General features: G+C 62.0%; 18 protein-coding genes. 8 read left to right on the top strand and 10 right to left on the bottom strand.

Annotated features, from left to right (window positions below; translation table 11 throughout):
* Nucleotides 1-50: 50 nt before the first annotated feature.
* The 4 genes from ACQKP1_RS18035 to mmsB are packed head-to-tail and all read left to right on the top strand — an operon-like array spanning nucleotide 51 to nucleotide 4,108.
* On the top strand, nucleotides 51-818 hold the full coding sequence (locus tag ACQKP1_RS18035) for a 3-hydroxyacyl-CoA dehydrogenase (RefSeq protein WP_427276309.1): 768 nt from the start codon (nucleotides 51-53) through the stop codon (nucleotides 816-818).
* A gap of 20 nt (nucleotides 819-838) precedes the next feature.
* The gene (locus ACQKP1_RS18030) at nucleotides 839-2,026 is read left to right on the top strand and encodes an acetyl-CoA C-acyltransferase (protein WP_427276308.1); all 1,188 of its coding nucleotides are present in this window, start codon (nucleotides 839-841) and stop codon (nucleotides 2,024-2,026) included.
* A gap of 13 nt (nucleotides 2,027-2,039) precedes the next feature.
* Complete coding sequence (locus tag ACQKP1_RS18025) at nucleotides 2,040-3,167, top strand: acyl-CoA dehydrogenase family protein (RefSeq protein WP_427276307.1); 1,128 nt, start codon at nucleotides 2,040-2,042, stop codon at nucleotides 3,165-3,167.
* Nucleotides 3,168-3,220: 53 nt separating this feature from the next.
* Nucleotides 3,221-4,108: a 3-hydroxyisobutyrate dehydrogenase gene (gene mmsB / locus ACQKP1_RS18020; protein WP_427276480.1), complete on the top strand. Its 888-nt coding sequence runs from the start codon at nucleotides 3,221-3,223 to the stop codon at nucleotides 4,106-4,108.
* A gap of 19 nt (nucleotides 4,109-4,127) precedes the next feature.
* Here mmsB and ACQKP1_RS18015 read toward each other — a convergent pair whose 3' ends face one another.
* The 5 genes from ACQKP1_RS18015 to ACQKP1_RS17995 are packed head-to-tail and all read right to left on the bottom strand — an operon-like array spanning nucleotide 4,128 to nucleotide 8,978.
* Nucleotides 4,128-4,742: an ABC transporter ATP-binding protein gene (locus ACQKP1_RS18015; protein WP_427276306.1), complete on the bottom strand. Its 615-nt coding sequence runs from the start codon at nucleotides 4,740-4,742 to the stop codon at nucleotides 4,128-4,130.
* Complete coding sequence (locus ACQKP1_RS18010; protein WP_427276305.1) at nucleotides 4,735-5,544, bottom strand: ATP-binding cassette domain-containing protein; 810 nt, start codon at nucleotides 5,542-5,544, stop codon at nucleotides 4,735-4,737. The genes ACQKP1_RS18015 and ACQKP1_RS18010 overlap by 8 nt, the downstream gene beginning before the upstream one ends.
* Nucleotides 5,544-6,407 carry an ABC transporter permease gene (locus tag ACQKP1_RS18005; protein WP_203018050.1) on the bottom strand — a complete coding sequence of 288 codons (864 nt, stop codon included), beginning with the start codon at nucleotides 6,405-6,407 and terminating at the stop codon, nucleotides 5,544-5,546. The genes ACQKP1_RS18010 and ACQKP1_RS18005 overlap by 1 nt, the downstream gene beginning before the upstream one ends.
* Complete coding sequence (locus ACQKP1_RS18000; protein WP_427276304.1) at nucleotides 6,404-7,408, bottom strand: ABC transporter permease; 1,005 nt, start codon at nucleotides 7,406-7,408, stop codon at nucleotides 6,404-6,406. The genes ACQKP1_RS18005 and ACQKP1_RS18000 overlap by 4 nt, the downstream gene beginning before the upstream one ends.
* Nucleotides 7,401-8,978, bottom strand: coding sequence for an ABC transporter substrate-binding protein (locus ACQKP1_RS17995; protein WP_427276303.1), 1,578 nt, complete (start codon nucleotides 8,976-8,978; stop codon nucleotides 7,401-7,403). Before ACQKP1_RS17995 ends, ACQKP1_RS18000 begins: the two co-directional genes overlap by 8 nt.
* Nucleotides 8,979-9,092: 114 nt before the next feature.
* Between ACQKP1_RS17995 and nikR the strand changes: the two genes are divergently transcribed.
* On the top strand, nucleotides 9,093-9,506 hold the full coding sequence (nikR, locus tag ACQKP1_RS17990) for a nickel-responsive transcriptional regulator NikR (protein WP_427276302.1): 414 nt from the start codon (nucleotides 9,093-9,095) through the stop codon (nucleotides 9,504-9,506).
* Between the two features lie 54 nt (nucleotides 9,507-9,560).
* On the opposite strand, the gene ACQKP1_RS17985 is transcribed toward nikR, so the two are convergent.
* Together ACQKP1_RS17985 and ACQKP1_RS17980 are read right to left on the bottom strand one after the other, a co-directional pair.
* Nucleotides 9,561-10,709 carry a CaiB/BaiF CoA transferase family protein gene (locus ACQKP1_RS17985; RefSeq protein WP_427276301.1) on the bottom strand — a complete coding sequence of 383 codons (1,149 nt, stop codon included), beginning with the start codon at nucleotides 10,707-10,709 and terminating at the stop codon, nucleotides 9,561-9,563.
* A complete protein-coding gene (locus ACQKP1_RS17980; protein ID WP_427276300.1) occupies nucleotides 10,706-11,482 on the bottom strand; it encodes a citryl-CoA lyase in 777 nt (258 codons plus the stop codon). Before ACQKP1_RS17980 ends, ACQKP1_RS17985 begins: the two co-directional genes overlap by 4 nt.
* Before the next feature lie 108 nt (nucleotides 11,483-11,590).
* On the opposite strand from ACQKP1_RS17980, the gene ACQKP1_RS17975 reads away from it, so the two are divergent.
* The 3 genes from ACQKP1_RS17975 to ACQKP1_RS17965 all read left to right on the top strand — a co-directional run bounded on the left by ACQKP1_RS17975 (nucleotide 11,591) and on the right by ACQKP1_RS17965 (nucleotide 14,815).
* On the top strand, nucleotides 11,591-12,448 hold the full coding sequence (locus tag ACQKP1_RS17975; RefSeq protein WP_427276299.1) for a dioxygenase: 858 nt from the start codon (nucleotides 11,591-11,593) through the stop codon (nucleotides 12,446-12,448).
* A gap of 21 nt (nucleotides 12,449-12,469) precedes the next feature.
* On the top strand, nucleotides 12,470-13,273 hold the full coding sequence (locus ACQKP1_RS17970; protein WP_427276298.1) for an IclR family transcriptional regulator domain-containing protein: 804 nt from the start codon (nucleotides 12,470-12,472) through the stop codon (nucleotides 13,271-13,273).
* A 177-nt stretch (nucleotides 13,274-13,450) separates the two neighbouring features.
* Nucleotides 13,451-14,815 carry an amidohydrolase family protein gene (locus tag ACQKP1_RS17965; RefSeq protein ID WP_427276297.1) on the top strand — a complete coding sequence of 455 codons (1,365 nt, stop codon included), beginning with the start codon at nucleotides 13,451-13,453 and terminating at the stop codon, nucleotides 14,813-14,815.
* A gap of 123 nt (nucleotides 14,816-14,938) precedes the next feature.
* Here ACQKP1_RS17965 and ACQKP1_RS17960 read toward each other — a convergent pair whose 3' ends face one another.
* Genes ACQKP1_RS17960 through ACQKP1_RS17950 form a run of 3 tightly spaced genes read right to left on the bottom strand, consistent with a single transcriptional unit; the run spans nucleotide 14,939 to nucleotide 18,698 of the window.
* Nucleotides 14,939-15,826 (bottom strand): intradiol ring-cleavage dioxygenase, encoded by an 888-nt coding sequence (locus tag ACQKP1_RS17960; RefSeq protein WP_427276296.1) that lies wholly within the window; start codon nucleotides 15,824-15,826, stop codon nucleotides 14,939-14,941.
* 9 nt (nucleotides 15,827-15,835) lie between these two features.
* A complete protein-coding gene (locus ACQKP1_RS17955) occupies nucleotides 15,836-17,590 on the bottom strand; it encodes an FAD-dependent oxidoreductase (RefSeq protein WP_427276295.1) in 1,755 nt (584 codons plus the stop codon).
* The gene (locus ACQKP1_RS17950) at nucleotides 17,583-18,698 is read right to left on the bottom strand and encodes a branched-chain amino acid ABC transporter permease (RefSeq protein WP_136537826.1); all 1,116 of its coding nucleotides are present in this window, start codon (nucleotides 18,696-18,698) and stop codon (nucleotides 17,583-17,585) included. The genes ACQKP1_RS17955 and ACQKP1_RS17950 overlap by 8 nt, the downstream gene beginning before the upstream one ends.

The following is an 18,698-nucleotide window of genomic DNA, read 5'->3' as shown; positions in this document are numbered from 1 at the left end:
AGAGTTTGGTTCCGATGGGAGACTGCCGCGGCCTCTGGGAGGAGGATTCAATGCACATTAAGGATGCCGGTTTCATCGTGACGGGCGGTTGCTCCGGTCTCGGGGCCGCTACCGCGCGCATGATCGTCGCGGCTGGCGGCCGCGTGGTGATTGCCGATCTCGATCGGGATCGCGGTCAGTCTCTGGCGCGGGAACTCGGTGAAAACGTGCGCTTCATCGAAACCGATGTCACCCGTGCGGATGATGCCGCAAGGGCTGTCGGTGCTGCGACCAGCACCTTCGGCAGCCTGCGGGGATTGATCAACTGCGCAGGTGTCGCCCCTGCGGAGAAGGTCGTCGGTCGCGACGGGCCGCACGGGCTGGAGAGCTTTTCACGGACGATCGGGGTCAATCTCGTCGGCACCTTCAACATGATCCGGCTTGCCGCTGCCGCGATCCAGAGAAACGAACCCGATGCCGAGGGTGAGCGTGGCGTCATTATCAATACCGCCTCCGTGGCCGCCTTTGACGGCCAGATCGGTCAGGCGGCCTATGCTGCGTCCAAAGGCGGGATCGCCGCCATGACCCTGCCGATCGCCCGTGAACTCGCACGGTTTGGCATCCGGGTGATGGCAATTGCGCCGGGTGTGTTCGAGACGCCGATGATGGCCGGGATGCCGGAGCAGGTGCGCGAAAGTCTGGCGGAGAGCGTGCCGTTTCCGCCCCGGCTCGGCAGACCGGCCGAATTCGCAGCCCTTGTCCGCCATATCGTTGAAAATACCATGCTGAACGGCGAGGTCATCCGTCTCGACGGCGCCATCCGCATGGGCGCGCGCTGACCGCTGCCGCAGGAGGAAAGATGAACTTGCACGATCCCATTGTCATCGTCGGTTCCGCCCGAACCCCGATCGGCGGTTTTCAGGGCGAGCTTCAAGGTATGACGGCGCCTGAGCTCGGTGCTGCCGCCATCCGGGCGGCGCTTGATCGTAGCGGGCTTCCGGTCGAGGCCGTCGAAGAGATCCTGTTCGGCTGTGTTCTGCCGGCCGGCCAGGGCCAAGCGCCGGCACGGCAGGCCGCGATCGGTGCCGGTCTTCCTGTCTCGGCGGGTGCGACGACCATCAACAAGATGTGTGGGTCGGGCATGAAGGCGACCATGCTCGCCCATGACCTGATTGCCGGTGGCAGCGCGTCGATTGCGGTGGCCGGCGGCATGGAGAGCATGACCAACGCGCCGTATCTGCTGGATCGCGCTCGCGCTGGTTACCGCCTCGGTCATGGGCGGGTGCTCGACCACATGTTTCTCGACGGGCTCGAGGATGCCTATGACAAGGGCCGGCTGATGGGTACCTTCGCCGAAGACTGCGCCGAGGCCTACCAGTTTACGCGTGAGGCACAGGATGCCTATGCCGTTGCCTCGCTGACGCGGGCGATGAAGGCGATTGCCGATGGCAGCTTCGATCGCGAAGTCGTGCCGGTGGTTGTCAAAGCAGGCAAGGCGGAGCAGGTGGTCAGTCGCGACGAGCAGCCGGGCAAGGCAAAGCCGGAGAAGATCCCAACCCTGAAGCCCGCCTTCCGCGACGGCGGTACGGTAACGGCTGCCAATTCCAGCTCGATCTCCGATGGTGCTGCAGCACTCGTCCTGATGCGCCGCTCGGAAGCGGAGCGGCGCGGTCTTAGCCCCCTTGCCACGATCCTCGGGCATGCCACCCATTCGCAGGCGCCTAGCCTTTTTGCCACCGCGCCGATCGGAGCCCTGCAAAAGCTTTCTGATCGCATCGGCCTGCCACTTTCAGAGGTCGACCTGTTCGAAATCAACGAAGCCTTTGCCGTCGTCGCCATGGCCGCGATGCGCGATCTCGATCTGCCGCATGACAAGGTCAACGTTCACGGCGGTGCCTGCGCGCTCGGTCATCCCATCGGCGCCTCGGGCGCGCGTATCCTGGTGACGCTGATTGCGGCGCTCGAACGCTACGATCTGAAACGCGGCATGGCAGCCTTGTGCATCGGTGGCGGCGAAGCCACGGCGATTGCCATCGAGCGGGCGTGATTGGAGGAGACCCATGATCCTTTCGGAGCTTCAACAGCAGATACTGGACATGACCCGCAGCTTCGCCCGCGAGCGGCTTGCCCCAGGTGCCGCCGAACGCGACCGGCAACACCGTTTCCCACGTGAGGAACTGACCGAGATGGGTGAGTTGGGGCTGCTTGGCATGCTGGTGCCGGAAGCCTATGGCGGCTCGGATACGGGCGTGCTTGCCTATGCGATTGCGGTCGAGGAAATTGCCGCCGGCGATGGCGCCTGCTCGACGATCATGAGCGTCCACAGCTCGGTCGGGTGTGTGCCGATCCTGAAATTCGGGACGGAAGAGCAGCAGCAGCGCTTCCTGCCGAAACTGGCCTCAGGCGAATGGATCGGCGGCTTTGCCCTGACGGAACCTCAGGCCGGATCGGATGCTTCCAACCTCAAAACCCGGGCACGGCGTGAGGGTGACCATTACGTCATCGACGGTGCCAAGCAGTTCATCACCTCTGGCAAGAACGGCCATGTCATCATCGTGTTTGCCGTGACCGATCCCAGCGCGGGCAAGAACGGGATCACGGCCTTCATCGTGCCGACGGATACACCGGGCTACGAGGTCCTGCGTGTCGAGGAGAAGCTCGGTCTCAACGCGTCAGACACCTGCCAGATCGCCTTCAACGGGATGAAGATCCCCGTCGAGAACAGGCTCGGCGAGGAGGGGGAAGGTTATCGTATCGCGCTTTCCAATCTGGAAGGAGGGCGTATCGGCATCGCCGCTCAGTCGGTCGGGATGGCGCAGGCGGCCTTCGAGGCGGCGCGGGATTATGCCGGTGAGCGAAAGGCTTTCGGCAAAGCGATTGCCGAGCATCAGGCGGTTGCCTTCCGTCTCGCCGACATGGCGACACAGATCGAGGCCGCGCGGCAACTGGTCTGGCATGCGGCCTCGCTGCGGGAGGCGGGCATCCCCTGCATTTCACAAGCCTCGATGGCGAAGCTCTTCGCGTCCGAGATGGTCGAGCGGGTCTGCTCGGATGCGATCCAGATCCATGGTGGCTATGGCTATATGCGGGATTATCCGGTTGAGCGGATCTACCGGGATGCCCGTATCTGCCAGATCTATGAAGGCACAAGCGATGTGCAGCGGATGGTGATTGCGCGGAACCTGTAGGATTCCAAATGGACATCATCCAGGGACTGACGTTTACAGAGGGAGGAAACGGCATGGTTGAGACGATCGCCTTCATTGGTCTTGGCAATATGGGAGGGCCGATGGCCGCCAATCTCGTCAAGGCGGGGTATCCGGTCCGGGGCTTCGATCTTTCCGAGCCAGCCAGGAAGGCCGCGACGGAGAACGGCATCACGCTTTGCGAAAGTGCTGCGCAAGCCGTCGAAGGTTCCTCCATCGTCATCACCATGCTGCCTGCCGGGCACCATGTCCTGTCGGTCTGGAGCGAGCTGGTCGAAGCCGTCGGCAGGGGGACACTGTTGATCGACTGCTCGACGATCGACGTCGACAGTGCCCGCAAGTCCCATGCGCTTGCCAACGAGGCCGGCTGCCTGTCGCTCGACGCGCCGGTGTCGGGCGGAACGACGGGGGCGAGTGCTGCCACGCTGACCTTCATGGTCGGTGGGGAGCCGGACGCCTTGTCCCATGGTCGGCCGGTGCTTGAAGCCATGGGACGACGGGTCGTCCATTGCGGTTCGGCCGGTGCCGGCCAAGCGGCCAAGATCTGCAACAACATGATCCTCGGGATCACCATGGCGGGGGTCTGCGAGGCCTTCGTACTCGGTGAAAAGCTTGGGCTGTCGCATCAGGCCCTGTTCGACGTGGCCTCGACATCATCGGGCCAGTGCTGGGCGATCAGCACGAACTGCCCGGTTCCGGGTCCCGTTCCGACATCGCCTGCAAACCGGGACTACAAGCCGGGCTTTGCCGCCGCCCTGATGCTGAAAGACATGCGGTTATCGCAAGAAGCGGCAAAATCGACCGGTGCGGCCACGGCCCTTGGCGCGCATGCGACTGAGCTTTACGAACTCTTCGACCAGCTCGGGAATGGCGGCGAAGATTTCTCGTCGATTATCAATTACATCAGAGACAAGGCTAGCTAAAGAGCAAGTTGCCAAGGCCTCAAGCGACCAGCGGCATCAAGCTCCCGTTGCCGAGTTTGAGCTGCCGTGAACTCACCCGCTTCAGCAAGGCGGCATCATGGCTGATGGCGAGGATGCCCAGCCCCTGGCGGCAACGGTCCATCAAGAAGGACCAGATTTCCACCTGGGTTATCGGGTCGAGCATGGCGGACACTTCGTCGGCGACCAGGAATCGGGTGTCGGGGCCAAGCGCCCTTGCAAGGACCACCCGTTGCAACTCACCGCCCGAGATTTCATGCGGGTAGCGGTCGAACCAGGTCCGCGACACGCCGATGGCATCCAGCGTCTGATCATCCGGCTGCCAGGCTTCCGCGACGATCCGGCCCAGACGCCATCGCGGATTGACGGCGAAGATTGAGGATTGGTGGATGTGCTGAACCCCGCGGTAGCCGGGGGCAGGGGTGGTGCCATCGAGGAGAACCTCTCCCTTCTGCGGCTTCAGATAGCCCGCCACGATGCGCCCGAGCGTCGATTTGCCGGTGCCGGAGTGGCCAGAAAGGCCGAGGATCTCGCCTTCTTTAAGCGTTAGCGATACCCCATCAAGGATGGGCTCTGCTTTGCCAAAGCCGAACTCAACGCCTCTCACCTCAAGCACGCGCGGCCTCGCGCTCAAGCGGTGCGGTCGTGAACTGGTTTCCTGGCATGGCAAGCCACAGCGCTTTTGCATAAGGCAGCGTCAGCCGTCTGCCATCATCGGAAAACGCATTGGCCGGCTCGATGCCGAGCAATGTGCCCTGTTCCAGGATCGCGACCCGGTCGGCATGGGAAACGGCGGTGACGAGATCATGGGTAATCAGCAAAACGGCCTTGCCGCCATCGGCAAGACGTCGAAGGAGGAGAAGCACGTTTTCCGCTGCGTCCGGATCAAGCCCGCTTGTCGGCTCGTCGGCGACGATCAGATCCGGCTCTCCGATGGTGGCGATGGCGAGAAGCAGGCGGCGCGCCATGCCGCCGGAGACCTGATGCGGATAAAGCCGCATGACCTCGGCATCGAGGCCGAAACTCTCAAGGGTGTTCACGAGGTCTGCCGTCGTTTTCGCTTTGCCGCTGCGTTTGGCGGCCCACAGCAATTGTTTGCCGCAGCGCGCCAGCGGATCGAGATGGCTGAGCGATTGCGGAACCAGTGCCATGCGCGTGCCTTGGCATCTGCCGCCATTCACCGCTTCAACCGGCTCCCCGTTCAGCGATATGCTGCCGCGTACCACCGCATTCTCCGGCAAAATGCCGAAGAGTGCGTGCGCAAGCAGGCTCTTTCCAGCCCCGGAGGCGCCCACCAGCGCAAGGATCTTGCCGCGATCCACCTCGAGGTCGATGCCGTCGAGTGCCGGCACTTCGCTGCGATGGATCAGGCCGTCATAGCGCAGGAAGCCAATGGAGAGGTTTTCAATTAAAAGCATCACGTCTGCTCCTGCCGGGGATCGGTCAGCAGCCGGAGCCCATTGCCGATGGCATCGAAACTTAGGACCACGAGGAGCAATGCCAGCCCCGGAAACAGACCAAGCCACCATTTGCCGGCAGAGAGATAGCGCATCGAATCCGACAGCAGAACGCCGATGGCGGGTTTGGAGGGTTCCAGTCCGAAGCCGATGAAGGTCAGGCCAGCCTCATGCAGGATGGCATGGGGAAAGAGAAGCACGAGGCCGACAAGCAGTTGCGGCACCAGATGCGGCAGAAAGTGGTGCCAACCGATGTAGAACCAGGATTTGCCGAAGTGCCGGGATGCCTGGACGAACTCAGCCTGGCGCAGTTGCAGCAACTCGGCTCTCAGAATGCGGGTGAGCCGCGGCCAATGGGTGACGGCAACGGCGATCATCACCGCCGTCGTGCCGCCGCCGAGACCGAAAGAGATGAGGATCAGAAGCACAAAATGCGGCAGTCCCATCGCAGCATCGATCAGGAAGGAGATGGCTTCATCGGCCAGCCGCCCGCCTGTGGTTGCTGCAAGTGCCAGCAGCATGGCGATGACGACGGAGCCTGCAGCCGCAATCAAGCCGACCCAGAAGCTCAAGGCGAGGCCATGCAAGGTCCGGGCAAACATGTCGCGCCCGAGCTGATCGGTTCCCGCGGGATGGCTCAGCGACGGCCCGAGCAGGCGCGTGGAAAAGTCGGCATCAATGCCGTAGCCGCCGTAGAGATGGGTTGACACGAGAACGGCAGCCAAAGCGAGCACGGCGATGGCAGAGACGAGCAGCGTTCGTATTCGGTGCCCATCCGGCGTGCGGTCGGGGGCGGAGGGCGGGAGATCGAGGATGGCACTCATGCGATGCGCGCTCCCGATGCCATGCGGGGATCGACCAGCCGGTAAAGGAGATCGGCAATCGAGTTGCCGACAAAGACGACAAAGGTCAGCGCCAGCGTGATGGCAAGAAGCAGGGGCACATCGCCCCGGATGCCGGCTTCCACGGTTGCCTTGCCAAGCCCTGGATAGGAAAAGACCTGTTCGGCGAGAACCGAGCCGCCGAAGAGTTCGCCGAGCGAGGCAAAGAGAACGGTGATCGCCGGGAGCGCTGCATTTCGTGCGCCATGATGCAAGGCGATGTCCATGCGCGAGGCGCCCTGCGCCTTGGCATAAAGTGCGTAGTTGGATTGCATGATCTCGATCATTTTTGCGCGGGTGTGCAGCGCGATCTGGGCAATGCCGAGCACGCTGAGCGCCATCAGCGGCAGGGCAAGATGCCGTGCGCGATCAGCCAAGGTCACGTCTTCAGGCAGAACTCCGATCGGCGTGGCGCAGCAGATGGGTGCCCAGTTGAGCCCGACTGCAAAGACGACAAGCAGCATGATCGCCAGCCAGAAGGTGGGCGTCGAAGCGAGCACATAGGAATAGAGCCGGATCAGCCTGTCCGCCCAGGAACCGGCAAAGGCACCGGCGATCACGCCGAGGGCGAAGCCGAGCACGCCGGAGAGCAGCCAGGCAAGCCCCATCAGGGGAAGCGACGCCTTGAACCTCGAGACGAGGATGTCGGCGACCGGCGCGTTATAGGTCATGGAGTAGCCTAGGTCGCCGGCCATCAGATTCTTCGCCCAACGCCAGAACTGCGTGGACGCCGGTTGGTCGAGCCCCCATTTTTCGGCAATCAGGGCGCGCTGCTCAGGCCCAACGCGTGCGATGTCAGCCCCGAGATAGGCGTTGATGGGATCGACAGGGGAGTTCTTCATCAGCGCAAAGGCGACGATCGCGACGGTCAGAAGAACGAGCACAAGCCGGATCGCCTTTGCAGCGATCAACCTGACCCAGCCGAATTGGCCCGCCTTACTCACACGTCCATTTCCAGTTCTGGATCATCGCGGTAACCGGCCAACCATGGCCATGCGGCTCGATCTGGGTGGCGCCAATCTCCAGGCATTCGTTCACGTAGTAGATGTGGTCGAGGTTGACGAGCCAAGCCCATGCGGCGTCGCCCTTGACACCAAACCCAGTCGTCCCGTCCCACTCGGCTTGTCGCCAGTCTGGGAAGGATGCTTCCAGGCTTTCTGCACTCTGCGCTGCGGCAAGATGCCGGTCGACGGCGGGGTTCGAATAGAAGCCGGCGTTAAAGAATTCCACGCCGCCAAGGCTCGACTGGTAGAGATTGTAGACCTCGAGCGGCGAATGGCTGCCCCAGCCAAACATCACCGGCTCGGAATGCATGATGCGGTCGATTTCGTCCCAGCTCTTGCCGGTAGCCTTGGCTTCGATGCCGAGGCCCTTCAATTGCGCCGACACGGTTTCAGCCAGCATGCGGCGGGTGGAATCCGAAGCGGGGTAATTGATCGGGAAGGCTGCCCGGAGGCCATCTTTCACACGGATGCCGTCGTCGCCGAGCGTCCAGCCGGCGTTCTCCAGTTCGGTTTTTGCCTGCTTGAGATCGAAGCTTACCGCTGCGTCCGGATTTGACCAGGCGAGCCCGTCGGCCGGGCCTGCTGCGGGGCGCCCGTGGCCGAGCAGGGCAACCTCTACCAATTGATTCCGATCGATACTGAGATTGACGGCATGCCGGATGGCAGGATCGGCCGTGATGTTATTGCCGAGTTTCTTGCCCTCGCCGACGACCTTGCCCTCGTCTTTCACCATAGGGAAGACAATGCCTCTGTTGTCGACCGACTGGGCAACGACCTGCCTGAAGCCCTGTGGCGGCGCATCGGCGGCCGTCGCCGGCACGGAGACCATGTCGACCTGTCCGGCCTGTGCTGCCGCGAGGCTCGTATCTTCTTCGGTGAACAGGAAGGTGATCCGCTCGAAGGGCCCGGTATCGCCGTAATAGTTCGGGTTTTTCTCGACGATCAACTGTTGGCCTTCGGTCCAGGAGACGAGCTTGTAGGGTCCTGATCCGATCGGATTTCGCGCGTAGCCCTCGCCATAGCTGTCCGAGGGTACGATGCCGAGGGCGTAGAAGTTTTCGGTGAAGGTGATCCAGGGCTTCTTCAGCCGGATCTCGACAGTCTGGTCGTCGATGGCGCGGGCGGCGTCGAGTGCTGTCAGGTCGGCGGCGCTGCCGATCTTGGCCGCCTCGTTGAAGGTGAAGGCGACGTCTTCGGCGGTGAGCGGCGAGCCATCGGAAAACCGTGTGTCCGGCCGGAGCTTGATGGTCCATGTGAGCCGATCATCGGAGAGCGACCATTCCGTCGCCAGATCGGGACGGGTCTTCAAATCGGCATCGCGTCGCAGCAGGGTCGATTGAAAAAGGGGATGACCATAACGTCCCCACCCCGACAGAGGGTCGTAACCGCTTTCGGGTTCGCCGCCGATGGCGAGCACCAGTTGAGATTTCGGCGCGGCAAGGGCGGTGCCTGACAAGACGGCGGCAGCGAAAGCAGTCGAAACTGCAACCCGCAGAATTGCCTTGGTCATTAAAATTCCCCTATACCCAATCAGACGGTGCCGGGCGCACCTACGAAATAACCGGACCATAATCCTGGGAAAGTATGATGTCTATATCAAAACATCATACGATCGGAGTTTGATATGCAGCGTGTGACAATCACCCTTGATGACGAGCTGATGCAGGAGCTTGATGCGCTGATTGAGACTCGCGGCGATCAGAACCGGTCAGAGGCGATCCGCGATCTCGTGAGAGCAGGTCTGAAGGAAGCCACCCGAAATGCGAAGGGTGACGAACCCTGTATCGGCGTGTTGAGCTATGTCTACGATCATGCCGCCCGCGACTTGGCCCGGCGGCTGACGAACAGCTTCCACCATCATCACGACCTGACGATCGCAAGCCTGCATGTGCATCTCGATACCGAGAATTGCCTCGAAGTCGGCATCCTGAAGGGTTCGATGAACGAGGTGCAGCATTTTTCCGACCACATCACTGCAGAGCGATCGGTGCGTCACGGGAGTGTCCAGATCATACCGCTGCAGGGCAGCGAAGACTGACCGCTCGATCGGGCCCTCCTTGAGCTTCGTCCCCGTCTCAGGGCTCGGACAGTCTCACCGAGCCTGGCGCGAAACCTTCATCACCTCGGCTCTGATCTCTGCGCCATGCTCATCCAGTCGCGGTGGGGGCGAGACGGCAAATTCGGGCTCCCCATCAAAGCTGTAAGGCGGCCGGACGGTCGTGAAGTCTCCCATCTCGGCATTCGGAACGGTGACCGCAATTTGCAGATGCCGTGCCTGTGGGTCTTCGAGCGCCTCGTCGCTATCGTAGGCCGGTGCATAGGGCACTTCGTTCGCTTCCAGCAAACCGCACCATTCGTCTCGCGGCTTGCTTCGAAACACCGGAGCGAGAATATCGATCAGCTCATCCTGATGCCGGATGCGATCCAGGCGCTCGCGGAAGCGGGGATCATCTGCCAGATGGCGCTGCCGGGTCGCATCGAGCAAACCTTCCCAGAACTTCTGTGGCGAGGAGAGATGGAAGGCGATCCATTTCCGGTCGGCGCATTCGAAGGTGTAGGACTGGCTGACCACCGGCCGCGATAACGGACCCATCACCTCTCCGGCGCTGTAGTAATGGGTAAAGCTGTCCAGATTGAAGTGGCTCATGGCCTCCAGCATCGAGATGTCGAGCCTGCGACCCTTGCCTGTCTGACCGCGCTCGATAAGAGCTGCCAGGATACCGGTTGCCGCATAGTGTCCCGTCACCGCATCGGCCAGAGCCGGGCCGATGACGCGCGGGCGGTCGGGTGGTGTCACGAGGCGCAGGAAGCCGCTGGCTGCCTGCGCGACAGTGTCGTAAGCCGGCCTGTCCCGCGCCGGCCCCGAGGTGCCGAAGCCTGAAATCGCGCAGTAGACGAGCCTCGGATTGTGTGCTCTCAGCTCGGTTTCGCCCGCGCCGAGCTTTTCGGCGACCCCCGGGCGGAAGTTCTGGATGAAAACGTCTGCCGAAGCGATCAGGGCGTGAAAGACATCGAGATCCTCGGGGTTTCGTGTGTCGAGGGCAATGGAGCGCTTGTTGCGATTGTAGGTCTGAAAATGGGGCGAGTAGAGCCCGCCCTTGAAGGCGCGGAATGGATCGCCCTCTCCGGGGCGCTCGACCTTGATGACGTCGGCACCGAGGTCGGCCAGTTGCATCGCTGCGGCTGGACCCGTGATGTAGGTCCCCATCTCGATGACCCGAATGGACTGAAGCGGTTTCATTCGGATGTCTCTCCGTCATAGGAAATCGCGAGATCCGCATTGTGGGACAGGATGAAGCCTATCGGCCGTTCGCTTTCCTCATAGAGATGGGCGGCAAGGCCTGCGGCTCGGGCAATGAGGGGGATGGCCTTGAGGGCTGCGAGCGGCCATCCGGCATCGAGCATCACGGCGGGAATGGCGCCTGAGACATTGATCGGCAAGGGCCGGTTCATGATGCCTGGGGCAAGCTTGCCGAGCAGTCTTAAGGTTGCGATGTGTGGTCCGGAAATCTGCAGTTCGTCGGCCACGGCCAGCAGACGGTCTGCGCGGGGATCTCCGCTTGCGTGCTGGGGGTGACCAAGTCCCGGAACCTTCAGGCGCTCTTTCAGGTAAACATCAAGCGAGTGGCGGACCGCCGCCTCGTTTCCGCCAGCGGCGACCAGTTCGGCCAGATATCGTCCCGCCACTTCCGAAGAGCCGGCAACGACGGTGCCCATGCCGAGAAGACCGGCGGCCATGGCGCCCTGCCAGGCCTCCGGGGCTGCGGCAAGCGTCATGCGGGCCGCCTGCACCGATGGAACCAGTCCATGCTCGGCAATCGCGACCAGGCAGGCGTTGAGGGCCGTGGTCTGTCGCTTGTCCGGTCGTTTCCCGCAGACCAGCAGCCAGAAATAATCGGTGAAATCGATCTTACCGATCAGGTCGTCACACAGATCATGGCCTCTGACCGTGATGGATGTTGCATCCGATGTGGCGATCGCGGTGAAAGCCTGGTCCTGCTTGCCAATTCTCATTCAGAGTTCCTTTTCGCATAGCGAAAATAAATTCACTTGCCGAATAATAGAACCTGTTCTAGCTTTGCGTCAACCCGGCGGGAGACGGGTCACGAGTGGAGGATGTCGATGGCTCAGATCAATCAGTTCACGATTACCGAGGCGGTGAAGGAAAGTTTCCAGACTGAGGAGGGCAGTCGTTTCAAGTTCCTGCTTGAGACGTTCATCGACCACCTCCACGACTATACGCGTGAAGTGAACATGACCCATGAAGAATGGATGGGCATGCTGATGTTCCTCTATGATTGCGGGAAGATCTCCACCCCGGAACGGCACGAGTTCATTCTGCTGTCCGACGTCGTGGGCCTGTCCGCCCTGGTCGACATGATCAACACCCGCGGCGGGGCGACGGAAGGCTCCAATCTCGGTCCCTTCTACCTCGATGATGCGCCGGAACTCGGCCTAGGCGGCGATCTCGCCCGGGGGCGTGACGGCACGACGTTGCTGGTGCATGGCATCGTGCGTGACTCACTTGGCAATCCGCTTCCAGGAGCGATCGTCGACACCTGGCAGGCGGATGGCAGCGGCACCTATCCGATCCAGGAACATGGGCAGGACAAATACGACTTGCGTGGGAAGATCACCGCAGACGGCGAAGGTCGCTACTACTATACCACTGTCCTGCCGAAGCCCTACACCGTGCCCTATGATGGTCCGGTCGGACGTCTGCTGCGTGCCGGCAACCGCCATGCCTGGCGGGCAGCGCATCTGCACTTCATCGTCCGCGCCGAAAAAATGCGGGCGATCACCACGGAACTGTTCTTCGAGAACACGGAATACATCGACAATGACGCGGTTTTCGGAGTGCGAAAATCGTTGATCGCCAAACTGGAACCTGTCAAGAAATCCGAAGAATTCCCGTTTGACCTCGAGAAGCGTCCGGACGCGAAGTGCAGGTTCGACTTCGTGCTTGCACCCGAGGGCTGAACTTTGCTGGACAGGGTGGACATGGTTGAGGATCCGAAGCGATCGGCGGAGTTTGTTGAAGCGCTGGCAAAGGGGATAGCCGTCATCGAATGTTTCGATGCCGCGCATCCCGACATGACCCTGAGCGAGATTGCGCGGCGCGTCGGTCTGTCACCCGCTGCTGCCCGCCGCAGTCTGATCACGCTTTCGGCGCTCGGTTACGTCGGCTCCGCTGGCAAGCGCTTTTTCCTGAAGCCCAAGGTTATGACACTCGGCTCCGGCTTCTATTTTGCCGCCCGCATTGATGAGATCCTGTTGCCGGAACTTAGGCAGATCGTCGAAACCCATGGTGATGCCGCCTCCGTCGCCATGCTCGATGGGCACGACGTCATCTATATCGCACACCATTCCACCCAGCGCGCGAGAAGGGCGACGGCCGTGGTCGGAGCGCGTTACCCCGCCCATGCGACGTCGCTGGGGCGCGTTTTGTTGGCCGGTCTTCCGAAGGCCGAGCTCGAGCGTTACTTCGCGAGGGTGGAGCCGAAGGCGCTGACTTCACGGACCGTCACTGACAAGAATGCCCTGCGTGCGCTGATCGACGAAGCCGGGGAGCGCGGCTATGCGACGACTGTCGATCAGCTCGATTACGGGATTACGGCTCTCGCAGTGCCCATCCGCAATGCAGAGGGCAAGGTTACGGCTGCGGTCAACTCCTCGGGCTATTCGGGGCTAATCAGCCCGGACCAGATGGTGAGGGACCGACTGGGGGATCTTCGGGTTGCTGCTGGCCGGATCAGCGCGGCTGCGGCCCGAACACCAGCGCTATCGGCAGCACTGAACGGATAAGGGAGCCGAAGGGCCTGCGCAGGCTTTGCGCGCCCGGTTTAGGGTGCGAATTAAATTTCGTATTGCGAAAAATGGGAGGTGGGCATGTGTAAATTCTGTGATGTGAGACTGAGATCCCCTGCAGATGTCGGCGGAGGATCCCTTCCGCAGCTTGGTCGCTCCAGCGCGACGCAGCCGTTGCCGGCTGGACTGGGCCAGCCCGGTCGCAAGACCTTGATCAAGGGCGGCGCCGTCCTGTCCATGGATCCGACCGTCGGCAATTACACTATCGGTGATGTGTTGATCGAGGGGGCGAAGATCCGCGCCGTCGGCCCTCACCTGGACTCTGCTGATGCGGCGGTGATCGATGCCAGTGGTATGATCGTTATGCCGGGTTTCATCGACACCCATCATCATCAGTTCGAGACCGCTCTGCGCAGCCTCTTGTCCGATGCCATTCTGGTGAATGACGGGCGTCCGGAAAGCACCGCCAATTATTATGAGTGGATGCTGCAGAAGTTCTCGGTCCTCTATCGCCCGGAGGATGTCTACATCTCCGAACTCTTCGGCAGTATCGCGCAGATCGATGCCGGCGTGACGACCGTGATGGATGTGAGCCAGATCCATCACTCGCCGGAGCATTCGGATTCGGCCATTGCTGCCCTGAGGGATGCGGGTCGTCGCGCAGTCTTCGGCTATTTCGAAGGCTGGGGCGATCTTGCCAAGTATCCGGGCGATGCGCGGCGGATCAGGGCCGAACATTTCTCCAGCGATGATCAATTGCTGACAATGGTGATGGGCGGGGAGATCTACCTGCCTTTCCATGAAGAGGCGTGGGCGACGGGCCGCGAGCTCGGTCTGCCGATCGCCCTGCATGTTGTCGGAACCTTCGGCATGCAGCCGACCTTCGACGGCCTGGCCATGGCCGGGAAGTTCGGCCCGGACAATATCTTCATCCATATGACCGGCATGAGCGATATGGCCTGGCAGCGGGCGGCGGATGCCGGCGCGCATATCTCGCTCTCCGTGCCGATCGAGATGCAGATGCGTCATGGAGAGCCGCCGCTACAGAAGGCCCTCGACCTTGGTCTGCAGCCATCGCTTTCCACCGATGTCGAATGCACGATGACCGCAGACATGTTCACGCAGATGCGCTCGACGATTACCCTGCAGCGGATGATTGCCAATGAGAAGGCGCTGCGCGGCGACGACTATCCCAAGCTGCTCTCGGCCATGGACGTGATCCGGTTCGCAACCATTGAGGGTGCGCGTGGCCTGAAGCTGGAGCACAAGACGGGAAGTCTCACGCCCGGCAAGGATGCCGATATCATTCTGCTTGATGCAACCGCGCTCAATGTAGCACCCTTGAACCATGTGCCGGGCGCCGTGGTCACGCTGATGGAGCGCAGCAATGTCTCCACGGTCTTCTGCGCGGGCCAGGTTAAAAAGTGGCAGGGAAGTCTGATTGGTCACGATATCGCAAAGCTGCGGCGTGAGCTCGAGGCGAGCCGCGACTATCTGTTCGAAAAGGCGGGCGTGGAGCAGGATCTGTTTCGCCAGTAGCGCGGAAGCTGGCGCACAAAGAAGCTGACGGGCGCATCCGATATGGGCGCGCCCGTCAGCGGGGAGGAAAAGAAGATGAGTTCCGGACCTCAGCTGCTGGTCAAGGGCTCAATTGATCCGCAGTCACACTTGGTCCTTTCGCACCAGCACGAAGTCGTGCTTCACTTCCCAGAATTCTTCGCTGAAACCGTATTCGGCGGCACGCCGCGGATCTTTTCGGCGGTCGAATTTCGCCAGCAAGCTTTCCTTGACGCCGAAGACGGCGTCCGAATGGATGTATTGATCATCTGGATCGAAGATGTGGGTCACGAGCGTCTCGTAGCCCTCGGCCTTGATGATGTAATGCAGATGGGCCGGGCGATAGGGATGGCGGCCGAGCTTGCCGAGCAGCTGGCCGACCGGCCCGTCGTCGGGGATCGGATAGAATTTCGGCTTTACTGCGCGGAACCAGTAGTGTCCGTCCGGCCCTGTGCGGAAGACGCCGCGCAGGTTGAAGTCGGGCTGGATGCCCTTCTGCTGGACGTCGTAGAAGCCCTCGTCATTGGCTTGCCAGACATCGATCACGGCACTTTCGATCGGCTTGCCCTCGGTGTCGAGAATCCGGCCCTCGATCACCATGTCCTCGCCCTTGGAATCCAGGCAGATATTGGCCCCCATCGGTAGTTCGGGAGCGTCGGCCACATGGAAAGGGCCGAGCACGGTGCTTTCCGAGGCGCCAGAGGGTTTGCGGTTGTTGACCGCATCGATCAGCATCGAGACGCCGAGCACGTCTGACAGCAGGATGAATTCCTGGCGCCATTCGTTGCACATCTGACCGGTGCGGGTGAGGAAGAGGATCGCCTCCATCCACTCGTCCTGGCTTGGCTCCAGTTCCTTCACTGCCTCATGCAGCTTGCGGGTGATGACCTCCATCACCTGCTTGAGACGCTCGTCCTTGGCATTGGCGTTGCGGCCGGTGACGACCTCGACCGAGGTCTCCTCAGTGAAATAGCCCTTTTCATGCGCTTCCATGATCGTTCCTTACCGGTCCAGAATGGTTTTCAGGACGCGCCGCAGCTCGCCTTCGGGGTCAGAGACCGCGGCTTCCGCGCGCCAGGCGACGTGATGGTCCGGACGGACGAGCAGTGCACCGGAATCGCGGATTTCGCGGACGCGCGCCCAGTCCCCGGAGAAGTCCTGCCAGGTCTGGCGAGGGCCGATCTTGTGTACCGTGATCGGCAGGCCGAATTCCTTCGACAGGGACTTCGCGGCCGCCACCCAGCCATCGCCGCCGATGCCGGTCAGAACAGTGAAGACGCCATGGCCGGTCAGATCGAGGCTCGAGACCTTTTCGCCTTCCGGGCCGAAGAGCCAGACATGCGGCAGGCGGGCGCCGGGCCAGGTGGTCGGCTGATAATGCAACTCCGCGTCCTTCTCGAATGCCGGTTCCGGCTGGCCATCGGTGACCACGGCGCCGGACTTGTAGCGCTGGTTCATCTCGACACCATGGGCGTCGAATTCGTAGACCTTGTTGGCAATCGCCTGACGGATCGCCTCGCGCTGCTTTTCCGCATCTGATGTGTTGTCGCAGCGGGCGTCCATGTTCTCCTGCATCTTCACGGGGTCGACGGAATCGAGCATGCCGAGCGCCTTGAAGATCGGACCGAATTCCTCGATCGACTTGTTGGCGCGCGTTACGATCTGCTTGGCGACCGGGGCCCGTTCGGCCTGGTAGCTGTCGAGCAGGCCCATGCCGGCCTGGCCGCGGATGACGGCGGCGAGCTTCCAGGCAAGGTTGAAGGCGTCCTGGATCGAGGTATTGGATCCCAGGCCGTTCGACGGCGGATGGCGGTGGGTGGCGTCGCCCATGCAGAAGACGCGGCCGTTCGACATGGTGGTCGCGTACATGTTGTTGACGGTCCAGGTGGAGACCGACTTGATCTTCGGCTGCAGGTCCTGGACGCCTACGAGATCGCGCACAACCTTGGTCGCGAAGGCATCATCGACCGCCGGTGCCGGCTGGTTGATGTCATAGCCCCAGACGATCAGCCACTCGTTCCACGGGCGAACCATGCGGACGAGGCCCATGCCGATACCGCCGACGTCAGCACCTGGCTGCAGCACCCAGTAGAGTACCGAGGGGCGGTGGGCGACATAGCGGGAGAGGTCGCATTCGAAGAGGATGTTCATCGAACCGGCGACGCCCATCTTGCCTTCGAAGGAGAGGCCGGCATGTTCGGCCACCTTGGAGTTGCCGCCATCGGCGCCGACCAGGAATTTCGATCGCACCGTGAATTGCTTGCCGGTCAGGCGGTCCAGGCAGGTTGTCGTGACACCGTCGGTATCCTGCTCGTGGCTCACATATTCCGTCGACATGCGCGACTGCGCACCGCGCGAACAAGCCGTCTTGAAGAGGAGCGGCTCCATATAGGTCTGCGGCAGGTCGTTCATACGGCCGGGCGAGGAGAGGAGGTGTTCGGCGCGCGAGAGCGGATGGTTGCCCCAGCTCTGCATGCGGCCGATTTCTTCGCCGGCGACCGCCGTGCAGAAGACGTTCTGGCCCATCAGGTCTTGCTCGGTCGCGAACATATAGGCTTCGTCTTCGACGTCGCGGCCGAGATCGCGCAGAACCTCCATCGTGCGCTGGTTGGTGATGTGGGCGCGCGGCGTGTTGGCCAGCCAGCGATAGCGGTTGATGACCATTGGCTCGAGGCCGTAGCTCGCGAGCAATGCGGCGGTTGCCGAGCCGGCCGGCCCGGTGCCGATGATCAGGACGTCGGTGGTGATGTCAGCCATGTGGCCCTCCCTTTGTCGTTTGTTCAAGCGATCCGCCTCTCAAGGTGCGACGGACCGGAAAGAGTTCGATGCCGGTGCGGTCGGTGATCAGGCCCCAGATCCCGCGCGGCGCAAACAGCATGGTGATGATGGCAATCGCCCCGAGCAGCAGCAGGTACCAGGACCCGTAGCTCGACAGCGCATTCTGCATCAGGAAGAAGATGATGACGCCGACGATCGGCCCTTCGATGGTGCCGATGCCGCCGATGATGACGATGAACAGCACATAGGCCGTCCAGTCGGTCAGCGAGAAGGCGGCATCGGGTGAGATACGGGCCTTCTGCAGATAGATGATCGCGCCGACGATGCCGGTGATGAAGGCGGTCGAGAGGTAGATCACGAGCTTCAGTCGGAGGGCATCGACTCCGAGAGCACGGGCGGCCGTCTCGTTGTCGCGGACGGCAGCAAGGCCCAAGCCCTGCTTGGAGCGTAGCAGGCGATAGACAAAGCCGATGGTCAGGACGAGAACCACCAATGCTAGCCAGAAGGCGACGGCGTCGGCTGCGGCTGCGGCCCGCATGCCGAACCAGTCTTCAAGCAGGGCGACGCCGAACATGTCGCGCGTTGCCTCGCGCGGGAGCGACGTACCAGTGCCGCCGCCAAGCGCCTTCCACTGGGCAAAGAGCAGCCGGCCCACTTCGGCGATGACCCAGGTGCCGATGGCAAAATACGGACCGTAGAGGCGGAAGGCAAAGAACGCCGTCGGTATCGAGACCAGCACTGCGAAGAGGCCGGCCAGCGGTATGGCCAGGATCGGGTCGAGGCCGAGAAGGATGACGAAGCCGAAGAGGGCATAGGCACCGCAGCCGACGAAGAGCTGCTGGCCGACGGAAATCAGCCCGGCGTAGCCGGCAAGCAGGTTCCAGCTTTGGGCGAGCGCCAGCATGGTCAGGATAAAGAAGAGGTCCTGCACCACGCCGCGCGAGACGACGAAGGGGGCGGCTGCCAGGAGCAGCACGAAGAGGATGGCTGCGATTGAAAACAGCGTGGAGAGGCGGGTGCGGGTTTCGACCCGCCAGGAAGGCGTCGGGCGCATGACGTTCGACAGGATGTCTCGGTTCGGGGTCAT

The organism is Allorhizobium sp. NPDC080224 (assembly GCF_050281005.1).
Lineage (GTDB): Bacteria > Pseudomonadota > Alphaproteobacteria > Rhizobiales > Rhizobiaceae > Allorhizobium.
This window is presented reverse-complemented; position numbering and strand designations above follow the sequence as displayed.